Origin of the sequence: Aphanizomenon sp. CS-733/32 (assembly GCF_028330045.1) — a bacterium.
Lineage (GTDB): Bacteria > Cyanobacteriota > Cyanobacteriia > Cyanobacteriales > Nostocaceae > Dolichospermum > Dolichospermum gracile.
Map to the genome: position 1 here is coordinate 1 of NZ_JAQMSE010000257.1, position 18,589 is coordinate 18,589.

Below are 18,589 nucleotides of genomic sequence, written 5' to 3' on the forward strand. Positions count from 1 at the left end.
ACGAAAATCCCTCGTTTCAGGCTTTTGGTGATTAACTTCTGCTCAATAGCGAGCGCTCAAAAATCATCAAAAAAATCACGTTAAAATGCCCGAAACCCATACCCCATATTTGGTTGATTCTGTCAATGCGTAAGTCCTATATTTTTCTGGGTGGGATTTAGAAAATTGAGGATATCCAGATAGTTGAAACTGTCAATCACCTATCACCTGTCACCTGTCACCTGTCACCTCCCCTCACAGACAACTTTTTCAGCAAACCCTACTTATCTTCTTATAAAAAAAGTGGTTTTGTCTTGGACAAAACCACCTCCTCAAGCAAAAATTCAACTCAAATTAACGAGCTTGTCCGTGAGCAGAAGCCGCATCAATAGGCTTCATCAGATACAATTGTAATAGCTGCCAACCATGGGATACATAGATTGGGAATTTTTGGAAGAATTGCAAGAATTTGGGAGTATTAGAGCTAGAAATTGCTGCCAATTTTTCGTTATTTTGGACGCAAACATCTAAACGCTGATAAAACACTGGGTTCTCAACATCCAAAATCACTGGGAAGACTCTACCGGCGGTTTCATTGGTCTTCTTGATGACATGAATATCATACTCTCGTGCATCCAATCCCAAGGAAGCATAAAAATCCTTGCGTTGAATATCATTGAGATACATAGTTGCAAATACTGACAACAGGAAGAAGCGACTCCAGAGTTTTGCTCTCCAGTCGTTCAACATTTGTGGCTGCGCTCTCATAACCGCATCAAAGAAATCACCGTGACGGTTTTCATCCTGACACCAGTTTTCAAAGAAACGGAAAATTGGATAAATCTGATCTTCAGGATGGGATTCTAAATGACGATAAATGGTGATATAACGCCAATAACCAATTTTTTCAGATAAATAGGTTGCGTAGAAGATGAATTTGGGCTTAAAGAAGGTATAACTACGGCTTTTTGTCAAAAACCCTAAATCTAAGGAAAGATTAAAGTCTGACATGGCTTTGTTTAAGAACCCAGCGTGACGGGCTTCATCCCGTGACATCAGGTTAAAGCCTTCAGCTAAGAGAGGACTTTTATCCTTTAAGCGGCGACCGAGTTCTTTGTATAACAAGAAACCGGAAAACTCCGCTGTACAAGAACGTTCGAGAAATTCAACAAACAGTTTGCGAGTTTCTCCGTCAATATGCTCCCAGGATTGTTCAAACTGAGCATCCCGAACAAAGTGGTGGCGGTTGTAGTCAATGCGGAATTCTGCCACAATAGCTGCTAGTTCCTCTTCATTGATGGAAAGATCCATCCGCGCCATTTCATCGAAATCGGTTGTGTAAAACCTTGGTGTTAAAAGGGTTTCCTTCGCCGGGGACTTAACTCCAAAACGGATTTCGTCAGAGCTTGGTTTTCTGAGGGATTCTACCATGTTTTGATTTGCTCTTTTATCTTTCTTTTCTTGATGACACCAGAAAGCCGATTCTTATGCTTTCACAAGGTGTAGCAGACAACAATTATGATTTTGTATGAAATTCAGTGTAGCAATATCTAGCCCAAAAATGAGCAGATAAATGATTAAGAGTTGCAAAAATCCACAAAAAACGATTTACACTTTAATTTTGCTGCCAATCGGGATTATAGGTTTAACGTGAGTTCGGAGTTTCCCCTTCGGAGACGCTACGCGAACGGAGTTATGATTTTTTCAACGAGATCATAAGGGCTTGAGACTCCTACGTGGGGTGAGTTTTCCACAAATTATCGTTATGTCGAACTCACGTAGGTTTAATGCTGCTCTGGGGGAGCAAAACGTTAAATTAGCCAAAACCGAGGAAAATCATGTAAACTGGGAAAATAATTGTTTGTCAGTTGTAAACATTTCCCTTTCTACAGTGTCAATCAACAATACCTTGCCATAACAACAATTTTCAACGCCAACCTACTTATATTAAAATATAGTTTGAGAACTCCGTATGTTCAATACCACTGAAATTATAATTAATGCTTTTGTTAGTCAAGTCCGGGAAGGATACCAACGGACTTACGGTGGGTTAAACACGAATTATCAAGACATTATTGCTTGGGCTGGTAATATGGCGTTGGAAAATATAGCCAACAGCGATGCTTTATACCATAATGTTGAACATTCTGTACTGGTTACTCTGGTAGGACAGGAAATTTTGCGGGGTAAACATATCCGTGAGGGTGGGGTTTCCTGCGAGGATTGGCTGCATTGCATTATTTCCCTGCTCTGTCATGATATTGGTTATGTCAAAGGTGTTTGTCGCCAAGATCAGGAATCTGAGGGTTTATACGCTACCGGTCAGGGTGGTGACATGATTTCCCTGCCTGTTGGTGCTTCCGATGCCAGTCTTACTCACTATCATGTGGATAGATCTAAACAATTTATTGATGAACGTTTTGGTGGACATCCATTGATTGATGCTGAAGTAATTAAAAGTAATATTGAATTGACTAGATTTCCCGTACCTGCGCTAGATGATCATCACGATGCCCATAGTTTTGCTAGTTTAGTCCGTGCGGCAGATTTAATTGGTCAGTTAAGTGACCCACGTTATTTGAAAAAAATCACTAGTTTATACTATGAGTTTGAAGAAACAGGCGTAACGAAGATTTTGGGATATCAAAATCCTGGAGATTTACGGAAAAACTACGCCAAGTTTTATTGGAATAGTGTTTACCCTTATATTACAGATGGTCTACGTTATCTATCCTTAACTCAACAAGGAAAACAAGTTATTGCCAATCTTTACTCTAATGTGTTTGTGATTGAACATGAAAAACCAGAATTACAGTATTTGGCTGAACAATTTAATTCTTAATTGTCCTGTAATTTCTAAATTATTGTTAGCTTAAAAGGATGTTAATTAATGCTCAACTTTTACTACAGTTTCAACGTTGTCAGCGGCGACCTTTTTTAGATGTTTATGGTGATTATCTTCAGCGGGAGATTACCAACGAGTTAATGTTGAAGGTGCAACAGGACAAAAATCTTCATCATCAGCGGATAGTCAGAAAGTTAAGTTATTACGAACCGGATTATGTTGCGGGTGATTGGCAAGGGGGAGCAGCATCAACTCTAGAATTGATGCAGCAAGGGGTGAGTTATATTCGTCGTGGGGTAATATTAACTACCTATCGTCAAGGATATACTTTGCTGAGTCGCCCGGATTTGCTTGTGAAACAGCCGGGGAAATCCCGTTTCGGCAATTGGAATTATGTCCCGGTTAATATTGAATTGGGTAAACGTCCTAAGCAGGAATATCAGGTAGTTATTGCTTTTCACGCCCAAGTTTTAGCTACGGTTCAGGATGTGGTGTTGAGGAAAGCTGGGCTGATATTGCGAGATAAAGATAAAACTTATGTGGTGGATTTAGATAAATGGACACCACAAATGTTGGATATTTTAGGGGCATATATTCAAGTTATTGAGTCGCTGGAAGCGCCAGAGATTTTTATTTCTCGGCAGAAATGTAATCTTTGTCCCTGGTATAATTATTGTTATGAGAAAGCGAGATCTCAAGATCACCTTTCTCTGTTGCCAGGTGTAACACCGATTCGCTATACTCAACTGCAAAATCTGGACATTACGACTTTAGCAGCACTGGCACAGACCCATCCTAGCACCTTAGAAAACTTAACAGGATTTGATAGTCATGTGGCGGCTAAATTAGTTGTTCAAGCCCAATCTGTATTCACTAAACAACCCTTAATTCTTCCTGATTCCTTTTCTTTAGAATATTTGACTTTTACAGCCCCGATTGAACTTTATTTTGATATTGAAGCCCAGCCAGATTTAAATTTAAATTATCTGTTAGGTGTTTTAGTTGTGGATAGAGTTGCTAATACTGAAAAGTTTTATGCTTTTTTGGCGGAAGAACCAGAACAAGAACCACTAATTTGGCAGCAATTTCTGAATTTAGTGAATCAATATCCCCAAGCACCAATTTATCATTTTTGTGCTTATGAAGTAGATACAGTCAAACGCCTGGGAAAACTTTATCGCACACCTCATACTCAAATTCATCCTCTCCTGAATCGGTTTATTGATATCTATGAACAATTAATTCAAAGTGTGGCTTTACCTATAGATAGTTATGCGTTGAAAACCATTGCCCGTTGGGTGGGGTTTGAATGGCGTGAACAAGAAGCCAATGGTGCTAAATGTATTTACTGGTATGATAAGTGGTTAGAAACAGGCGATCGCACTTTATTAGAACTCATCCAAGACTACAATGAAGATGACTGTCGCGCCACCCGTACCGTCAAAGATTGGCTAGTCAGTTTTTTCACAAGTGCATAAAACTTAAAACTTCCTTCTTCTTCCTAATTTCTACCTGGGCGCAGGCCCTGCGCCCCTACCTCCTATTATTCTATGTTGCATCTTCCAAAACTTCGGAAACTATCCCTAATTCTCATCTTTACCATTCCATTAATTCTGATTAGTTTGCTGTTTAATAATTTTGCTTCCGCTTCTTTCGTAATCACCGGCATGGAATTTATTGGTCAAGCCACCTTACCCACAGGTTTAACTTTCCAAAAAACCGAATTTGGCGGTTTATCGGGAATAACCTACGATGCCAAAAATAACTTGTACTATGCAATATCTGATGACAGAGGGCAAAAAGTACCACCTCGGTTTTATACTTTAACAATTGATCTGAGTCAAGGTAAATTAACTAATAACGATGTTGTTCCCGTAGGTGTAACGAACTTATTAGATAATAATCAACCATTCCTCCCCAATACTACTGATACAGAAGGAATTGCCCTCACTAATCAAGATACTATATTTGTTTCCTCCGAAGGTGACGTAGACAGACTCATCAATCCCTTCATTAAGGAATTTGCACTCGCTTCTGGACAAACAATTAATACCCTATCCATACCAGATAAATTTTTGCCAGATTCTCAAAAGCAAAAAGGTATTCGCAACAACTTAGCCTTTGAAAGTCTCACCATTACACCGGATCAAAAACTTCTCTTTACAGCCACCGAAAACGCCTTAATTCAAGATGGGACAGCAACCCAATCGGGTGTTGGTACTTCTTGCCGCATTTTGCAGTATAACCTCTTAACCAAGCAGCCCGAACAGGAATTTCTCTACCAAACACAACCAGTGACACCCTTGTTTAATCCTACAGGTAAATTTGCCAGCGGCTTACCTGATTTACTAGCGATTGATAACGCAGGAAACTTTCTGAGTATAGAAAGAAGTTTCACGGGTTTGGGATTTACAGTGTTGCTGTTTCAAGTTTCCCTAAATAACGCTACAGACATCCATAACATAGACAGCATTACTAAAGTTGACCCCGATAAAATCCAGCCAGCAGCAAAAAAACTCCTCTTAGATTTACGAACTTTAGATGTATCATTAGATAATATTGAGGGATTAACCTTAGGTGCAAAACTCCCCGACGGACAACCATCACTAATTTTAATCAGCGATAATAATTTTAACAGACTACAACAAACCCAAATTTTAGCCTTTAAGCTGAAAATTGAATCTCCACTAACTAAATTATTACGCCGCTTCAGAATACCCAACTTTTAAAAATCAGTAGGTTAGCATTGCCATTTAAAATGAATCCCATCTTGACTGTAGAGGTTATTAACGTGAATAATAGTCCATACCTGCCTCCACAAAATCAGGAGTTGGTAGCCAACCGTTATCAAATTAAAACATTAATTGGAAGAGGTGGCATGGGTGAGGTATTTTTAGCAGAAGATATGCTGCTAGGAGGAACACCAGTAGCCATTAAGTTTTTATCTCAAACTGTTATTGATACTCAAAGACAAGAAAGCTTTAACCGTGAAGCCCTTCTCAGTGCAGCTTTAAGCCAAAAAAGTGTTCATATTGTTCATGCTTATGATTATGGTGTAACGAGTAATGGCAACCCATATTATGTCATGGAATATTTATCTGGACAAAGTTTGAAGGAATTAATTCCTCTGTCTGTCCCAGGTTTTCTCAATCTATCTCGGCAAATTTGTTTAGGCTTAAAATGCGCTCATCAAGGTGTCAATATTGACGGAAAAATTCAGCCATTAGTGCATAGAGATATTAAACCAGCTAATATTATTGTCACTCCAGATCCCATCTTAGGTAAATTAGTGAAAATATTGGATTTTGGCATTGCTAAATTTCTCAATAGTACAGAATCAATGACTAACAGTGAAGAATTTTACGGAACTTTGCCATACTGTTCTCCTGAACAATTGGACGGTGGAGATATAGATAGTCGTTCGGATATTTATAGCTTAGGTGTAGTCATGTTTGAAATGTTGACAGGGGAAAAACCTTGGCAACCACCAGCGGAAGAATTTGGGGCTTGGTATCAACTACATTTATTTGAATCGCCAAAACACATATCAGAGATAAAACCCAGTCTCCAAGTCCCAAAGCAACTTAATGATTTAATTATTAATTGTTTAGCTAAAAAGCCAGATCAACGTCCCCAAAATATGATGGAAATTCTCCGGATTTTGGATGAAATAGAACAATCTTTAGACGAAGCATCTTTAACTTCAGGTTTGGGAAATTCTGAATTATCTAAACCGAAAATAATACTTGATCAACAATTTACTTGGCCTCAAAATAAACCAATTCAAAAAATTGTTTTTCCTCAACTCATTAGTGATAAAAAAGTATCTACAGCTTCTTTATGGATAATGTTGCCAGAATTAGAAATTCAAAATTATGCCTATACTACACGCTACACTCGATTTATTTTTATTACACATCCCCATCCGATGTTGTTATGGATAACACTACTTTACGACCATGACCTTACCCCTAAGTGGCTACCATGTTACTTAGATATGCAAAATTCCCAAAATCTCAAATTGGTGTGGTCATTGGCGGAAAATGAGTCCTATTCCTTACTTTTCTTTACCTTGGAACTTTCACATTGCTGCACTAATATGTTCAGTATTAGTATTTCTCCCTTACAAACACAAAATCTCAAAAATTGGGTGCAACAAAGTCAGAGTATGAAAGCTTCTACAAATTCCGGTATAAGTAAAGACTTGTTAAAGCAGCAATATAGACAAACTCAATTAGAAATATTAAAGCATTTACAATCATAGATATACTAAACACAGGTGAGATTTAACCCCACCCAGGTACGTGAGTTAGGAGTTAGGAGTTTCTCCTTCGGAGACGCTACGCGAAGGGAGTTATGATTTTTTCAACGAGAGAATAAGGGCTTGAGACTCCTACGTGGGGTGAGTTTTCCACAAATTATCGTTATGTCGAACTCACGTACGCAGGTGGGTTTTGTCTGTGTAGATGGGGTTTCTAACCGCCCGTTTAACTTTACCCCTAGGTTTAGAATCAAACAATCAAGCCGTTTTGAGTATAAAGGAAATTGCGTCCGTGCGTCAGCATAGAGGAAATCTATTTTTGGTGAAATTATCCGGTCTGACGCACCCTACAAGGAATGGATTTTGTTGCTAAATTACCTTTGAAAAAAAATTTTCTCAGACTACTTGACAAATATAAAAAGACTGGGGATAATGGTGAGAGTGCAAGTTAAGCAAAACACGAGGGACTGTAGTTCAATTGGTTAGAGCACCGCCCTGTCACGGCGGAAGTTGCGGGTTCGAGCCCCGTCAGTCCCGTTATCAGATGCCGAATATAAGATAAAGAGTTGATAAAGGAAACTCGGAGGTTTTAATTTCAGTATGTGTAATCATGATTTGTAAAAGAGAGAATTAACTGTGACTGTCAGAGTTCGCATAGCTCCGAGTCCTACCGGAAATCTACATATTGGTACAGCGAGAACGGCTGTATTCAACTATTTGTTTGCTCGTCACCATGATGGCAAGTTTATTTTAAGAATCGAAGATACTGATTTAGAGCGATCGCGTCCAGAATACACAGATAATATTCTGGATGGACTACGCTGGCTAGGATTGAATTGGGATGAAGGTCCATTTTTTCAATCTCAACGCCTCCATCTTTACCAAGAAGCCGTTCAAAAATTACTAGACCAAGGATTAGCTTACCGCTGCTACACCACATCAGAAGAGTTAGATGCTTTGAGAGAAGGGCAAAAAGCCAGAGGGGAAGCACCCCGCTATGATAACCGACACCGTCACCTTACCCCAGAACAAAGGGCTGAGTTTGAAGCTCAAGGACGTTCTTCTGTGATTCGTTTCCAAATCACCGACAGCCGAGAAATTGTCTGGAATGATTTAGTCCGGGGAAAAATGAGTTGGCGTGGTAGCGATTTGGGTGGTGATATGGTGATTGCTCGCGCCGCTAGTGATGGTACTGGTCAACCACTATATAATTTTGTGGTGGTTGTGGATGACATTGATATGCAAATTACTCATGTCATTCGTGGTGAAGACCATATCGCCAATACTGCTAAACAGATTTTGTTGTATGAAGCTTTGGGGGCGAGGATTCCCGAATTTGCCCATACACCTTTGATTTTGAATCAGGAAGGGCGGAAACTATCGAAACGGGATGGAGTAACTTCCATTTGCGACTTTCAAAATATGGGATTTACGGCGGAAGGATTGGTAAATTATATGACTTTGCTGGGCTGGTCGCCAGCGGATTCTACGCAAGAAATTTTCAATTTAGAATCAGCAGCTAAGGATTTTGGCTTTGAGCGGGTAAATAAAGCTGGTGCTAAGTTTGACTGGGATAAATTGGATTGGTTGAATAGCCAATATCTCCATAATATGCCAGTTGATAAGCTGACAGATTTACTGATTCCCTACTGGTCAAAAGCTGGGTTTCCATTTACTGGTGGGAGAGAACGTCCTTGGTTAGAGCAGCTAGTGGGGTTAATTGCGGCTAGTTTGACTCGGTTGGTGGATGCTGTGGAGATGACCAAGGTATTTTTTACCGAGGGGGTAGAATTGACTGAGGAAGGCAGTCAACAATTACAGCAAGCAGGGGTGAAGACTGTACTCCAAGCAATGATCACAGCTTTAGAAAGTCAGCCGGCGTTATCAGCGGATATTGCCCAAGATATTATTAAGCAGGTCGTGAAATCAGAAAAGGTGAAAAAAGGCTTAGTCATGCGATCGCTCAGAGCCGCATTAACTGGGGATGTACATGGACCAGATTTAATTCAGTCTTGGCTACTACTTAATCAGATTGGTTTAGATAAATCCCGCTTAAATCAAGCAATTAACAACAATTAATTTCCGGGTATTGGGTCAGAATTTTCTGGAACTTTAAATTTTCCCGGCGGTACTCAAGTCTTTTATCTAAAGGAACTTGAGACCGTAAATTCATGTCTCCCAAGGTATTTAGCACTCTTCTATAATTGCAATGTCAAAAACAGCTTTTCCTACAGGAATCATAGTTGTACTCTGCATTACAGCCGGATTTAACCCAGTCGCTAATGCTGAAACAGCCGCGCCGATTTTTGGAGACGTGACTATTCAACATCCATTTTCTCCAGACCCCTTGACAGTCAGGGGAATGAGTGGTGGTTCAGTACCAGGAAGCAAAATAGCAGGAAAAGTAGAAACAAAACCAACTGGCCCCTGTCAAGGATTTATGGATCAAACTCCAGACCATATTTTGAAACTGACGAGTAAATTTGAATACCTAAAATTAGTTATTGACAGTCCTAGTCCTAATGATACAACCATGATTATTAAAGGACCCGGTGGAACTTGGTGCAATGATGACTTTGACGGTAAAAACCCTGGTATTGTTGGGGAATGGCTACCAGGTACGTATCAAATCTGGATTGGTTCTTACAAGGACAATGAATCTCTACCTTATACATTGAAAATTACGGAGGGTAAGTAGGGCTAGAAGTATGGCTAACGCCACGCTATCAGGAGTTCAGGAGGAAAAAGGGTTTTAGCTAATCAGGGCGATCGCCTATAGTATCTACCTGAGTTCGGAGTTTCTCCTTCGGAGACGCTACGCGAACGGAGTTATGATTTTCTCAACGAGAGAATAAGGGCTTGAGACTCCTCCGTGGGGTGAGTTTTCCACAAATTATCGTTATTTCGAACTCACGTGAGTTAGACCTAGGAGAATAACTTATAAGTCTTGACTGAAAACAGTTTCAGGATTAAAGGATTTACAAGATGTAGTAGAAAATTAATGCTACAAAAATCTGTTAATCTAGCTGTGTCAAGAATTAGCAAAACAGTCAATGGAAATTACTAACTTATTCAAAGCTGGTGGCGTAGTGATGTGGCCACTGCTATTTTTTTCCGTTTTAGGAATTGCTCTCATTCTAGAACGGATTACCTTTTGGATAGGAATTAGCGGTCGTCAAAATCGCGTAGTCAAGCAGGTGTTAAATGCTTATCGTCAAGGTGATGTAGTTACCTCTTTAAACATCTTACATAAAAATACTGATTTACCGATCGCCCGAATTTTTTTAGCGGCTTTAGAATTAGAAGAAGCCAACCCAGAAGAATTTCGCTTGGCCTTGGAAAGCGAAGCCCAGGCAGAAATCCCCTTATTAAAAAGGTTTCAAAACATTTTCGATACAATTATTGGTTTAGCGCCCTTACTAGGATTGCTAGGGACAGTTTTGGGCTTAATTGGTTCTTTTGCATCCTTAAATATTGGTGATGTGGGAGGGACAAAAACCGCCAGTGTTACCTCTGGGATTAGTGAAGCTTTAGTATCCACAGCATCGGGATTAGTTGTAGCTATTATTACTTTATTTTTTGCGAATAGTTTTCGCGGTCTGTATTTGCGGCAAATTGCTTGGATTCAAGAATATGGTGGTCAGCTAGAATTACTGTATCGTCGTCATTATGAAAGAGGGGAGGGAGATAAATCCTATGCGTCTACCAGATGAACCGGAAATTCCAGCCCAGATTAATATTGTGCCGATGATTGATGTCATCTTTGCTATTTTGACATTTTTCATTATGTCCACTTTATTTTTACATCGTTCTGAAGGCTTGCCAGTCAATTTACCTAAAGCCGCCACAGCCAAAGCCCAATCATCAGCCGCACCAATTACTGTTACTGTAGATTCAGTAGGGAATTTGAGTTTAAATCGCCAGCCAGTCACTCTTGAGACTTTACCAGTAAAAGTACAGGAATTAATGAGTAAAAATACGGAAGTAGTAGTTATCATCAATGCTGATCAAAGTGCTAGTCATGGTCAAGTGGTGATGGTTATGGATCGGGTACGGCAGGTAAAAGGGGCAAAATTAGCGATCGCTACCCAAACACCTTAGAATGAAGAATTAAGAATGAAGAATTAAGAATGAAATTTCTCCCCTACTTCCCCAACCTCCTGACTCCTACTCTTTCTTCTGTAATTTTTTCAGCTTTTGATATATTTCTGGCAAGCGGCTATAAATTGCTGATGCTCTGAGGTAGAGTTTGTGCGGTACGGCTGGACTACCTGAGACAATTTCTCCCGGTGCAACATCCTTGAGAATACCAGTTTGAGCGGAAGCGATTGCCCCATCTCCAATTTTAGCCTGATTGGCAATTCCCACCTGTCCAGCTAAAATTACTCGATTTCCAATCTTTACGCCTCCCGCCATGCCTGTTTGACCTGCTATGGCGCAACCAGAACCTATTTGACTGCCATGTCCTATCTGTACTAAATTATCAATTTTGGTGTTTTTACCAACTCTTGTTTCTCCGACTGCGGGACGGTCTATGGCTGTGTTACAACCTACTTCTACTCCATCTTCCAAAATGGTATAACCCGATTGTTCCATTTTCAACCAACCTGTCCGAATAGGGACAAAGCCAAAGCCTTCTGCACCAATGACAGCACCGCTATGAATAACGCAATCTGCACCGATTTGGCTGCGTTCGTGGATGGTACAGTTAGCGTGGAGAGTGGTGCGATCGCCTATTTTTACTTCTGGATAAATAACGACGTTAGGATGAATAATGGCATGATTGCCAATTTCTACATCATGAGAAATAACAACATGAGCGCCAATATACACATCATCACCAATTTTGGCGCTGGGGTGAATCACGGCACTAGGATGAATTTCGGGAGTAGGACGGTAAGGTTGATAAAATAGGGCGATCGCTTTCGCAAATACCAGTCTGGGTTGAGTTGTTGATAACCAAGCTAGACCCTTTTCTCCGGCTTGATTCTGCAATTTTTCATCTGGGGGCAAAATTACAGCGCTCGCACCAGTAGAATTGAGCAATGGGGAAAATTTAGCTCCTTCTACATAGCTGAGAGTCCCAGATGTTGCTTCATCTATGGCTGCAACTCCAGTAATTTCTAAATCAATGTTAGGGCTACTTTCGGTAATATAATCACCAAGTTGATTGAGAATTTCACTAAATTTCATACTGATTTACAAAAGAAGGGAATAGGCAAGAGGTAAGAGGCAAGAGGGAACTTAAGAAGAGTTTGATGGTTTATTTTCTAACTTCACTAAAACGATTTATAGATTTTTGTTTCGCGCAAAGGCGCAAATAAGCAAAGGAAGAAATAAGTTAATTATCTGCTGTTGCTTTTGTCATGGACTGACCGGCTAAGTAGGCTGTTGTCCAAGCACTTTGGAAGTTAAAGCCACCGGTGATACCATCAATATCTAATATCTCACCGGCAAAATGCAAGCCGGGGACTATTTTACTTTCCATTGTTTTGAAGTTGACTTCTTTGAGGTTGACTCCTCCACAGGTGACAAATTCTTCTTTAAATGCACCTTTCCCTGTGATTAGGTATTCTCCTTGGGAGATTTCTTGGACTAATTGATTTAAGGTTTTGTTGGATATGGTTGCCCAACGTTCTTCTGTGGGAATATGGGTACGATTGATAATATATTGCCAAAGCCGATGTGGTAAGTCTACACCACGATGGAGGGCGATCGCTTTTTGTCCCCATTCAGCTTTGACGGTTAAAAGTTTTTGTCTCACTTCTTCTTGTGACAAATCTGGCAACCAATTAATCAGTAATTTGTGTTGATAGCGATTTTGATTAAGAATTCTTGCACCCCAAGCCGAAAGTTTCAGCACTGCTGGACCACTTACACCCCAATGGGTAATTAATAATGGACCTGTTTGTTGTAATGGGGTTTTCCCTGTACCTGGTAAGCGCAGATTTACAGAACTAACACTAATTCCCGCTAATTCCCGCAGTTTAGTATCCGCAATATTAAAGGTGAACAAAGAAGGTACAGGAGGTTGGATGTCATGACCTAATTCTCTAGCGATTTTATAACCAGCTAAACTGCTACCTGTAGCCAAGAGTAAGCGATGACATTCTTGAGTTTCTCCCGACTTGAGCAGAATTTCAAAACCTGTATCTTTGCGGGTGACAGCCGTAACAGGTGTGCCAATACAAAGTTCTATATTGGCATCAAAAGCCGCCTTAATTAAACATTCAGCAATGGTTTCTGAACGGTCCGTAATTGGGAACATCCGTCCGTCAGCTTCCGTTTTCACATTCACCCCATGGGACGCAAACCAAGCTATGGTATCTAAAGGTTGAAACCGGGTAAAAGCACCTAATAAAGCCTTACTACCTCGAGGATAATTCTGGACTAAAACTTTGGGTTCAAAACAAGCATGAGTAACGTTACAACGCCCTCCACCGGAAATCAGCACTTTCGCCAAAGGTTGACGACTAGCTTCAATTAAAGTAATCTGGGCTTGGGGATGAGCTTCAGCACAAGCGATTGCACCAAAGAATCCCGCCGCCCCACCACCAATAACTACAATTTGCAAAGGTAACAACTTCAAAAATTTTTTAATGTTTCAGGTTTCAGATCCCCGACTTCTTTGAGAAGTCGGGGATCTATACCTATCTCCATATTACTCTTCATATAACTCAAAGTCTGATTTTGCTGCACTACAAACTGGACATACCCAATCATCGGGAATATCATCAACGGGCGTTCCTGGTGCTATACCACCATCAGGATTTTATAAGGACTGGCAACTATGACATTCCTGTACCAATCCCTCTGGGTTGTAGCTTTCTGTAGCTATGTCGTCTTTTTGTTCTTCGGGAATGACTGGGAATAGTGCGATCGCATTAATACCCAATTGTGACACTGCGGCTATTTCTTCCAAGAGTAGATCTTAGGACTTACGCATTGACAGGATCAACCAAATATGAGGTATGGGTTTCGGGCATTTTAACGTGATTTTTTGATGATTTTTGAGCGCTCGCTATTGAGTAGAAGTTAATCACCAAAAGCCTGAAACGAGGGATTTTCGTTCATGCACATCATGATGAATTTGTACAGTGCGTAAGTCCTAGATCTAAAGAATAACGATAACATCCTGGCATGGAAGCAATCTCTAGTTTTGCGTTTAAGAACGAGAATCTTGGGGTAAAATCATTTCCCGAATGACTGTGGCTGTGGCTGGGGCGAGTAAAACCCCATTGCGGTAGTGTCCTGTGGCTAGGAGGACGTTAGTAAAACCCGGTAGTTGATCAATTACTGGTGCTGGTCTGCCTTCGGGACGGGGACGCAATCCTGACCAAGTGCGGAGAACCTTGGCTGCGGCCAAATCTGGGGCAAAGGCGATCGCCTGTTGTCTGACAATATCCAATAATTCTTGACTGGCAGATATTTGATGTTCATGATTGGGAAATTCTACGGTTGCTCCCACCCAATAATCACCATTTCCCATTGGCACAATATGCACATCATTACCAGTAATTACAGGTTGAAAATCGGGATTTCCTAAACTGCGTCCTAAGCTCAAATATAAAGCTTGTCCCAGCACTGGACGGATATTTACCATTTGATCTAATTGTGCAGTTAAGGCTGTTGAACCCAAACCCGCAGACATAATAAACCAATCAGCGGTAACTTTGCCCTCTGTAGTTTCAATAAAATTACATTTACGCGCTTCTCCCAATCCTTTTTTGATGTGTAAAGGTGTTGGGGGAGGAGGAGGAGGAGTTTCTGTGCCGGTCACAGACACACCAAACTTGAAATTTACGCCATTACGTTGGGCTGCATCTACTAAAGCTAAAGTTAAGGCTGTGGCATTTAGTTGTAAGTCTTGGGGAGAATAGACAGCGCCAATAATTTGCGGATGACTGATTTGAGGACAATATTTTTGCAGTTGTTCTTGATCCCAAACTTGTAATTCCCAACCTTGGGATTGGCGAATTTCTCGTAGTTGTTCCCATTCAGAAAGGACTTCAACGCCACTTTCTAAGGGACGCTCTAAGTTTTCTGATAATAGCATGACGATTCCTTGCCGATTACAAGGGATTTTCCGCCCTGTAATTGCTTCTAATTCAGGAATTAATGTTTCATAGCGTTGGATGCTACTTTGTCGCATTCGCCAAGCAATACCCTTGGTTTTATGGCTAATTACACCCATTAACACACCGAGAGCGGCGCTGGTAGAACCTTGTGCTGGTTGTTTTTGCTCGAAAACGGTGATGTTTAAACCTTTAACTTGGCTGAGTTCATAGGCGATCGCCGCCCCAACCACGCCACAGCCGATAATTACTACATTCATAGTTTTTGCGATTGAGTTAGGGGTGAAGAATGAAAAGTCTTCCTCTCCACCCTATCACTCCATTACCCTAGCATTTTGTGATTCAAGACTCGAAAGGAGGCAGAGGGGCAAGGGGGCAGGGAGCAGGGGGCAGGGGGCAGGGGAGAAATTTCATTCTCTATTCTTCAATTTCTTTCTTCTGAACTACTGAACTCCTGACTCCTGACTCCTGACTCCTCTCTTAGCTACTCTTTTCGGGAACTAGTTGTAGGAATTTGTCAATATCTGCAAACACTTCTTGGTATTTACTCGCAGCTAGGCTAGTATTACCCGCAGCAGCAGCTTGATCAATTCTGACAAGATCATTCAACAAATCTTTGCTAATTTGTCGAGCTTGAGCTTGGTTTTGCTTGGCTAGGTTGGGAATGATATAAGTCATATTTAATCTAGCTTCTGTCATCGGTCCGTGAATAAAATTACCCACTTTCACCCATTCACCTGCTTTAATCAGGTTTTGGAATTCGAGAGAGCGATCGCGCACCGTCTGGATTCCGGGAATATATTCCTGAATTTTCGCAACTTCCGCTGCTGTATAAGATGGTGGTACTGTAGCAACAGTAGGACTACCACAACTAATCAAAAATGTGGCTAGTAGTACAAAAACCAGTGAGAAAATAGAACGTTGACGCACCATAAATGGAAATTAATTTTTTGTTTGTTTACAGATTAACAGTGTTATTTTAGATCGCTATGTATTGAACCGTTACAATTAACTCAGGTTTTTCTGTCTTGATCTTCCCCGCAGACCAACCGCATAGAGGAGTATTATTGAGTGAACGCAGCCGAACAAGCCACAAACCTAGAATTTGCCAGCAAAATTGCGACAGTAGTAAATTTATTTAAATATGAATTTCCTGATGTCAAATCCGATCTTAAACCCTGGCACAATGATCCAGAAACCAGAGAACTAGTAGATCCAGATTCCATAGACATTGGTTTTCACTTTCCTGGCCTTAGCAAATCTTGGCGCTGTCGGAGTATTTTAATTCAAATCCGATTTTATCAAGATCCGATCAATAATCACCGTCGCGCCATTGGTGTGGAAGCCGCTGGATTTGACCACAGTGGGGAAGTTTGGCGACTTTCCACAATTGAAACCTGGAGTTTTGTTGGTGACACTGTACCCTCGGCTGTTGTTGGAGAAAAGCTTAAACAGGTTTGTCAGCAAATTTTAGAGGTGTTTAATCAGCCGAGTCAGTAAACATAATTAGTTTTTATGCTCAAATATGGTAAGTAGGTAGGCAAAAATAAATAGAACTATGTTAAGTAAGTTAACAGATTCTGAAATTGGCTCGTAGTTAGGGCTTTAGCCCTACTTTCAGGTCTAAAGACCTTACTACAAACCTTTAATTATTTACGTCACTCTACTTACTTAATCCCGCAAGGATAGGCAACGAGTGGGATTAAGTATTCTGAATATAATTTTGCCTCTACGAAAAATTCATAAATCAAATCGGATCACGATAGTTATAAAATGACGCAAATTATTACTCAGGTAGACGCTTTTACTAATACTCCATTTAAAGGAAATCCTGCGGCTGTATGTGTTTTAGATAGTCCACAATCTGAAGCATGGATGCAAAATATTGCCCAGGAAATGAATTTATCGGAAACCGCTTTTTTAGTTAAACAAGATGACGGTTTTAATCTGCGCTGGTTTACTCCAACGGTAGAGGTTCCCCTGTGTGGACACGCTACCTTAGCGAGCGCTCATGTATTATGGTCACAAGGGCATTTATTACCAAATCAAGAGGCGCGTTTTTATACAAAAAGTGGTACACTGGTAGCTAGACTGGAAAATAATTGGATTCAGTTAGATTTTCCGGTGAATTTCTCTGAATCTGTGGAATCGCCTCCAGAATTAAGTCAAATTTTAGGAGTAACTTGTAAATCTGTTGTGCAAAATTCTCTCGGCTATTTAGTAGAAGTAGAATCTGAGCAATTAGTCAGAGAAATACAGCCGAATTTCCAGCAGATGAAAACCTTAACAAAGGCGGATATTATCGTTACTAGCATTGCTGATTCTGATTCAGAATATGATTTTGTCTCTCGCTTCTTTGCCCCCATGTTAGGGATTAATGAAGATCCAGTAACGGGTGCAGCACATTGTTGTTTAGCACCTTTTTGGCGGGATAAATTGGGAAGAGATGAATTTTTGGCTTATCAAGCTTCCAATCGTGGTGGAGTGGTGAAACTATACTATCCAGGTGCAAACCGCGTCTTTATATCTGGACAAGCTGTAACAGTAATGCAGGGACAATTAACTTGAGGTTAAGAATATATCATATCCCCGACTTCTTAGAGAAGTCGGGGATCTTTAGACAAGGATTAAGTTAATATTTGTAATTAAATTTTTAGATTTCAGATGACACTTATCGGGCATTATTGGCTGTGAATCTCCTTTAATGTGGGAAGTTGAACAGTAAATAAATTGGAGTTGACATTTTTTATAGGTGATAATGCTAGTAATACCGTCCTCTAGATAGATGGCGATTTGATAAGAGTGTGAGAATTCAGAAGGTAAAATCCTAGTAAATTCTGAATTTTTACATAAATTAACCCATACTAAAAACTCAAAAAATGACCATTAACCCTACAACTAATAGAAATTTACTTCAAAAATCCGATTGGCCTGTCAAAGATTTACCAGGATTAAGTGCAGAAGATCAAGCTCAATTAAAAAATTGTGGCATTAATACCACAGAAGAACTAATTAATAGGGGAAAAACGCCAGAAGAAAGAATAGTATTGGCGGGTAAATTACAGGTAAATATTCATTCTGTGAATAAATGGGTTGTTTTAGCAGGTTTAGCTCGTGTTCCCAGTGTAGGAACTCAATATTGCGGTGTATTGCTTCACTCTGGGGTTATTTCGGTGCAACAATTAGCGCAAACTCCTACTCACAGATTGCATAGACAAGTTATGCGTTTGCAAGTAGCAACATTGCATAATCGTGATTTGTGTCCAGCAGTTGAATTAGTGCAACAGTGGAGCCACCAAGCGCAAGCAATGGGTAATTAGTTATTGGTCATTGGTCATTGGTCATTGGTCATTGGTCATTGGGCATTGGTCACCTGTAACCTGTAACCTGTAACCTGTAACCTGTAACCTGTAACCTGTAACCTGTAAC

At 40.4% G+C, this 18,589-nt stretch carries 17 protein-coding genes, 1 tRNA gene and 1 pseudogene; 12 read left to right on the forward strand and 7 right to left on the reverse strand.

Annotated features, from left to right (window positions below; translation table 11 throughout):
• Nucleotides 1–333 precede the first annotated feature (333 nt).
• Entirely contained in the window at nt 334–1,410 is a 1,077-nt protein-coding gene (acsF, locus tag PN471_RS22900) for a magnesium-protoporphyrin IX monomethyl ester (oxidative) cyclase (protein ID WP_193897228.1), read from the reverse strand.
• A 541-nt stretch (nt 1,411–1,951) separates the two neighbouring features.
• On the opposite strand from acsF, the gene PN471_RS22905 reads away from it, so the two are divergent.
• The 9 genes from PN471_RS22905 (at nt 1,952) to PN471_RS22945 (ending at nt 11,186) form a co-directional block, all read left to right on the forward strand.
• Nucleotides 1,952–2,821, forward strand: a complete 870-nt coding sequence (locus tag PN471_RS22905; RefSeq protein ID WP_193897230.1) for an Npun_R2479 family HD domain-containing metalloprotein — start codon at nt 1,952–1,954, stop codon at nt 2,819–2,821.
• Between the two features lie 38 nt (nt 2,822–2,859).
• Complete coding sequence (locus tag PN471_RS22910; RefSeq protein ID WP_271778783.1) at nt 2,860–4,302, forward strand: TM0106 family RecB-like putative nuclease; 1,443 nt, start codon at nt 2,860–2,862, stop codon at nt 4,300–4,302.
• 72 nt (nt 4,303–4,374) lie between these two features.
• Entirely contained in the window at nt 4,375–5,553 is a 1,179-nt protein-coding gene (locus PN471_RS22915; RefSeq protein WP_271778784.1) for an esterase-like activity of phytase family protein, read from the forward strand.
• 62 nt (nt 5,554–5,615) lie between these two features.
• On the forward strand, nt 5,616–7,088 hold the full coding sequence (locus tag PN471_RS22920; protein ID WP_271778785.1) for a serine/threonine protein kinase: 1,473 nt from the start codon (nt 5,616–5,618) through the stop codon (nt 7,086–7,088).
• Nucleotides 7,089–7,548: 460 nt separating this feature from the next.
• Nucleotides 7,549–7,622 (forward strand) — tRNA-Asp (locus tag PN471_RS22925).
• 99 nt (nt 7,623–7,721) lie between these two features.
• On the forward strand, nt 7,722–9,164 hold the full coding sequence (gene gltX / locus PN471_RS22930; RefSeq protein ID WP_271778786.1) for a glutamate--tRNA ligase: 1,443 nt from the start codon (nt 7,722–7,724) through the stop codon (nt 9,162–9,164).
• Nucleotides 9,165–9,294: 130 nt separating this feature from the next.
• Complete coding sequence (locus PN471_RS22935; RefSeq protein WP_193897240.1) at nt 9,295–9,783, forward strand: hypothetical protein; 489 nt, start codon at nt 9,295–9,297, stop codon at nt 9,781–9,783.
• Nucleotides 9,784–10,138: 355 nt separating this feature from the next.
• Entirely contained in the window at nt 10,139–10,798 is a 660-nt protein-coding gene (locus tag PN471_RS22940) for a MotA/TolQ/ExbB proton channel family protein (RefSeq protein WP_271778787.1), read from the forward strand.
• Nucleotides 10,782–11,186: an ExbD/TolR family protein gene (locus tag PN471_RS22945; RefSeq protein WP_271778788.1), complete on the forward strand. Its 405-nt coding sequence runs from the start codon at nt 10,782–10,784 to the stop codon at nt 11,184–11,186. Before PN471_RS22940 ends, PN471_RS22945 begins: the two co-directional genes overlap by 17 nt.
• Before the next feature lie 66 nt (nt 11,187–11,252).
• Here the strand turns inward: PN471_RS22945 and lpxD are convergent, their stop codons facing one another.
• From lpxD to psbQ, 6 genes and pseudogenes are all read right to left on the reverse strand, one after another.
• Nucleotides 11,253–12,278: a UDP-3-O-(3-hydroxymyristoyl)glucosamine N-acyltransferase gene (gene lpxD, locus PN471_RS22950; protein ID WP_271778789.1), complete on the reverse strand. Its 1,026-nt coding sequence runs from the start codon at nt 12,276–12,278 to the stop codon at nt 11,253–11,255.
• 148 nt (nt 12,279–12,426) lie between these two features.
• Nucleotides 12,427–13,668, reverse strand: coding sequence for an NAD(P)/FAD-dependent oxidoreductase (locus PN471_RS22955; RefSeq protein ID WP_271778794.1), 1,242 nt, complete (start codon nt 13,666–13,668; stop codon nt 12,427–12,429).
• A gap of 78 nt (nt 13,669–13,746) precedes the next feature.
• Nucleotides 13,747–13,842 (reverse strand): rubredoxin, encoded by a 96-nt coding sequence (locus tag PN471_RS22960; protein ID WP_334311933.1) that lies wholly within the window; start codon nt 13,840–13,842, stop codon nt 13,747–13,749.
• A 42-nt stretch (nt 13,843–13,884) separates the two neighbouring features.
• Nucleotides 13,885–14,016: pseudogene (locus PN471_RS22965) on the reverse strand (porphobilinogen synthase); the annotation flags it as partial.
• A gap of 234 nt (nt 14,017–14,250) precedes the next feature.
• A complete protein-coding gene (locus tag PN471_RS22970) occupies nt 14,251–15,420 on the reverse strand; it encodes an NAD(P)/FAD-dependent oxidoreductase (protein WP_271778790.1) in 1,170 nt (389 codons plus the stop codon).
• A 220-nt stretch (nt 15,421–15,640) separates the two neighbouring features.
• Nucleotides 15,641–16,093 (reverse strand): photosystem II protein PsbQ, encoded by a 453-nt coding sequence (psbQ, locus tag PN471_RS22975; RefSeq protein WP_271778791.1) that lies wholly within the window; start codon nt 16,091–16,093, stop codon nt 15,641–15,643.
• Nucleotides 16,094–16,231: 138 nt separating this feature from the next.
• Here psbQ and PN471_RS22980 point away from each other — a divergent pair, with 138 nt between their 5' ends.
• From PN471_RS22980 to PN471_RS22990, 3 genes are all read left to right on the forward strand, one after another.
• The gene (locus tag PN471_RS22980; protein ID WP_193898979.1) at nt 16,232–16,660 is read left to right on the forward strand and encodes a hypothetical protein; all 429 of its coding nucleotides are present in this window, start codon (nt 16,232–16,234) and stop codon (nt 16,658–16,660) included.
• 273 nt (nt 16,661–16,933) lie between these two features.
• Nucleotides 16,934–17,728, forward strand: a complete 795-nt coding sequence (locus PN471_RS22985) for a PhzF family phenazine biosynthesis protein (RefSeq protein WP_271778792.1) — start codon at nt 16,934–16,936, stop codon at nt 17,726–17,728.
• A gap of 311 nt (nt 17,729–18,039) precedes the next feature.
• Nucleotides 18,040–18,480, forward strand: coding sequence for a DUF4332 domain-containing protein (locus tag PN471_RS22990; protein WP_271778793.1), 441 nt, complete (start codon nt 18,040–18,042; stop codon nt 18,478–18,480).
• The last annotated feature ends 109 nt before the right edge of the window (nt 18,481–18,589 follow it).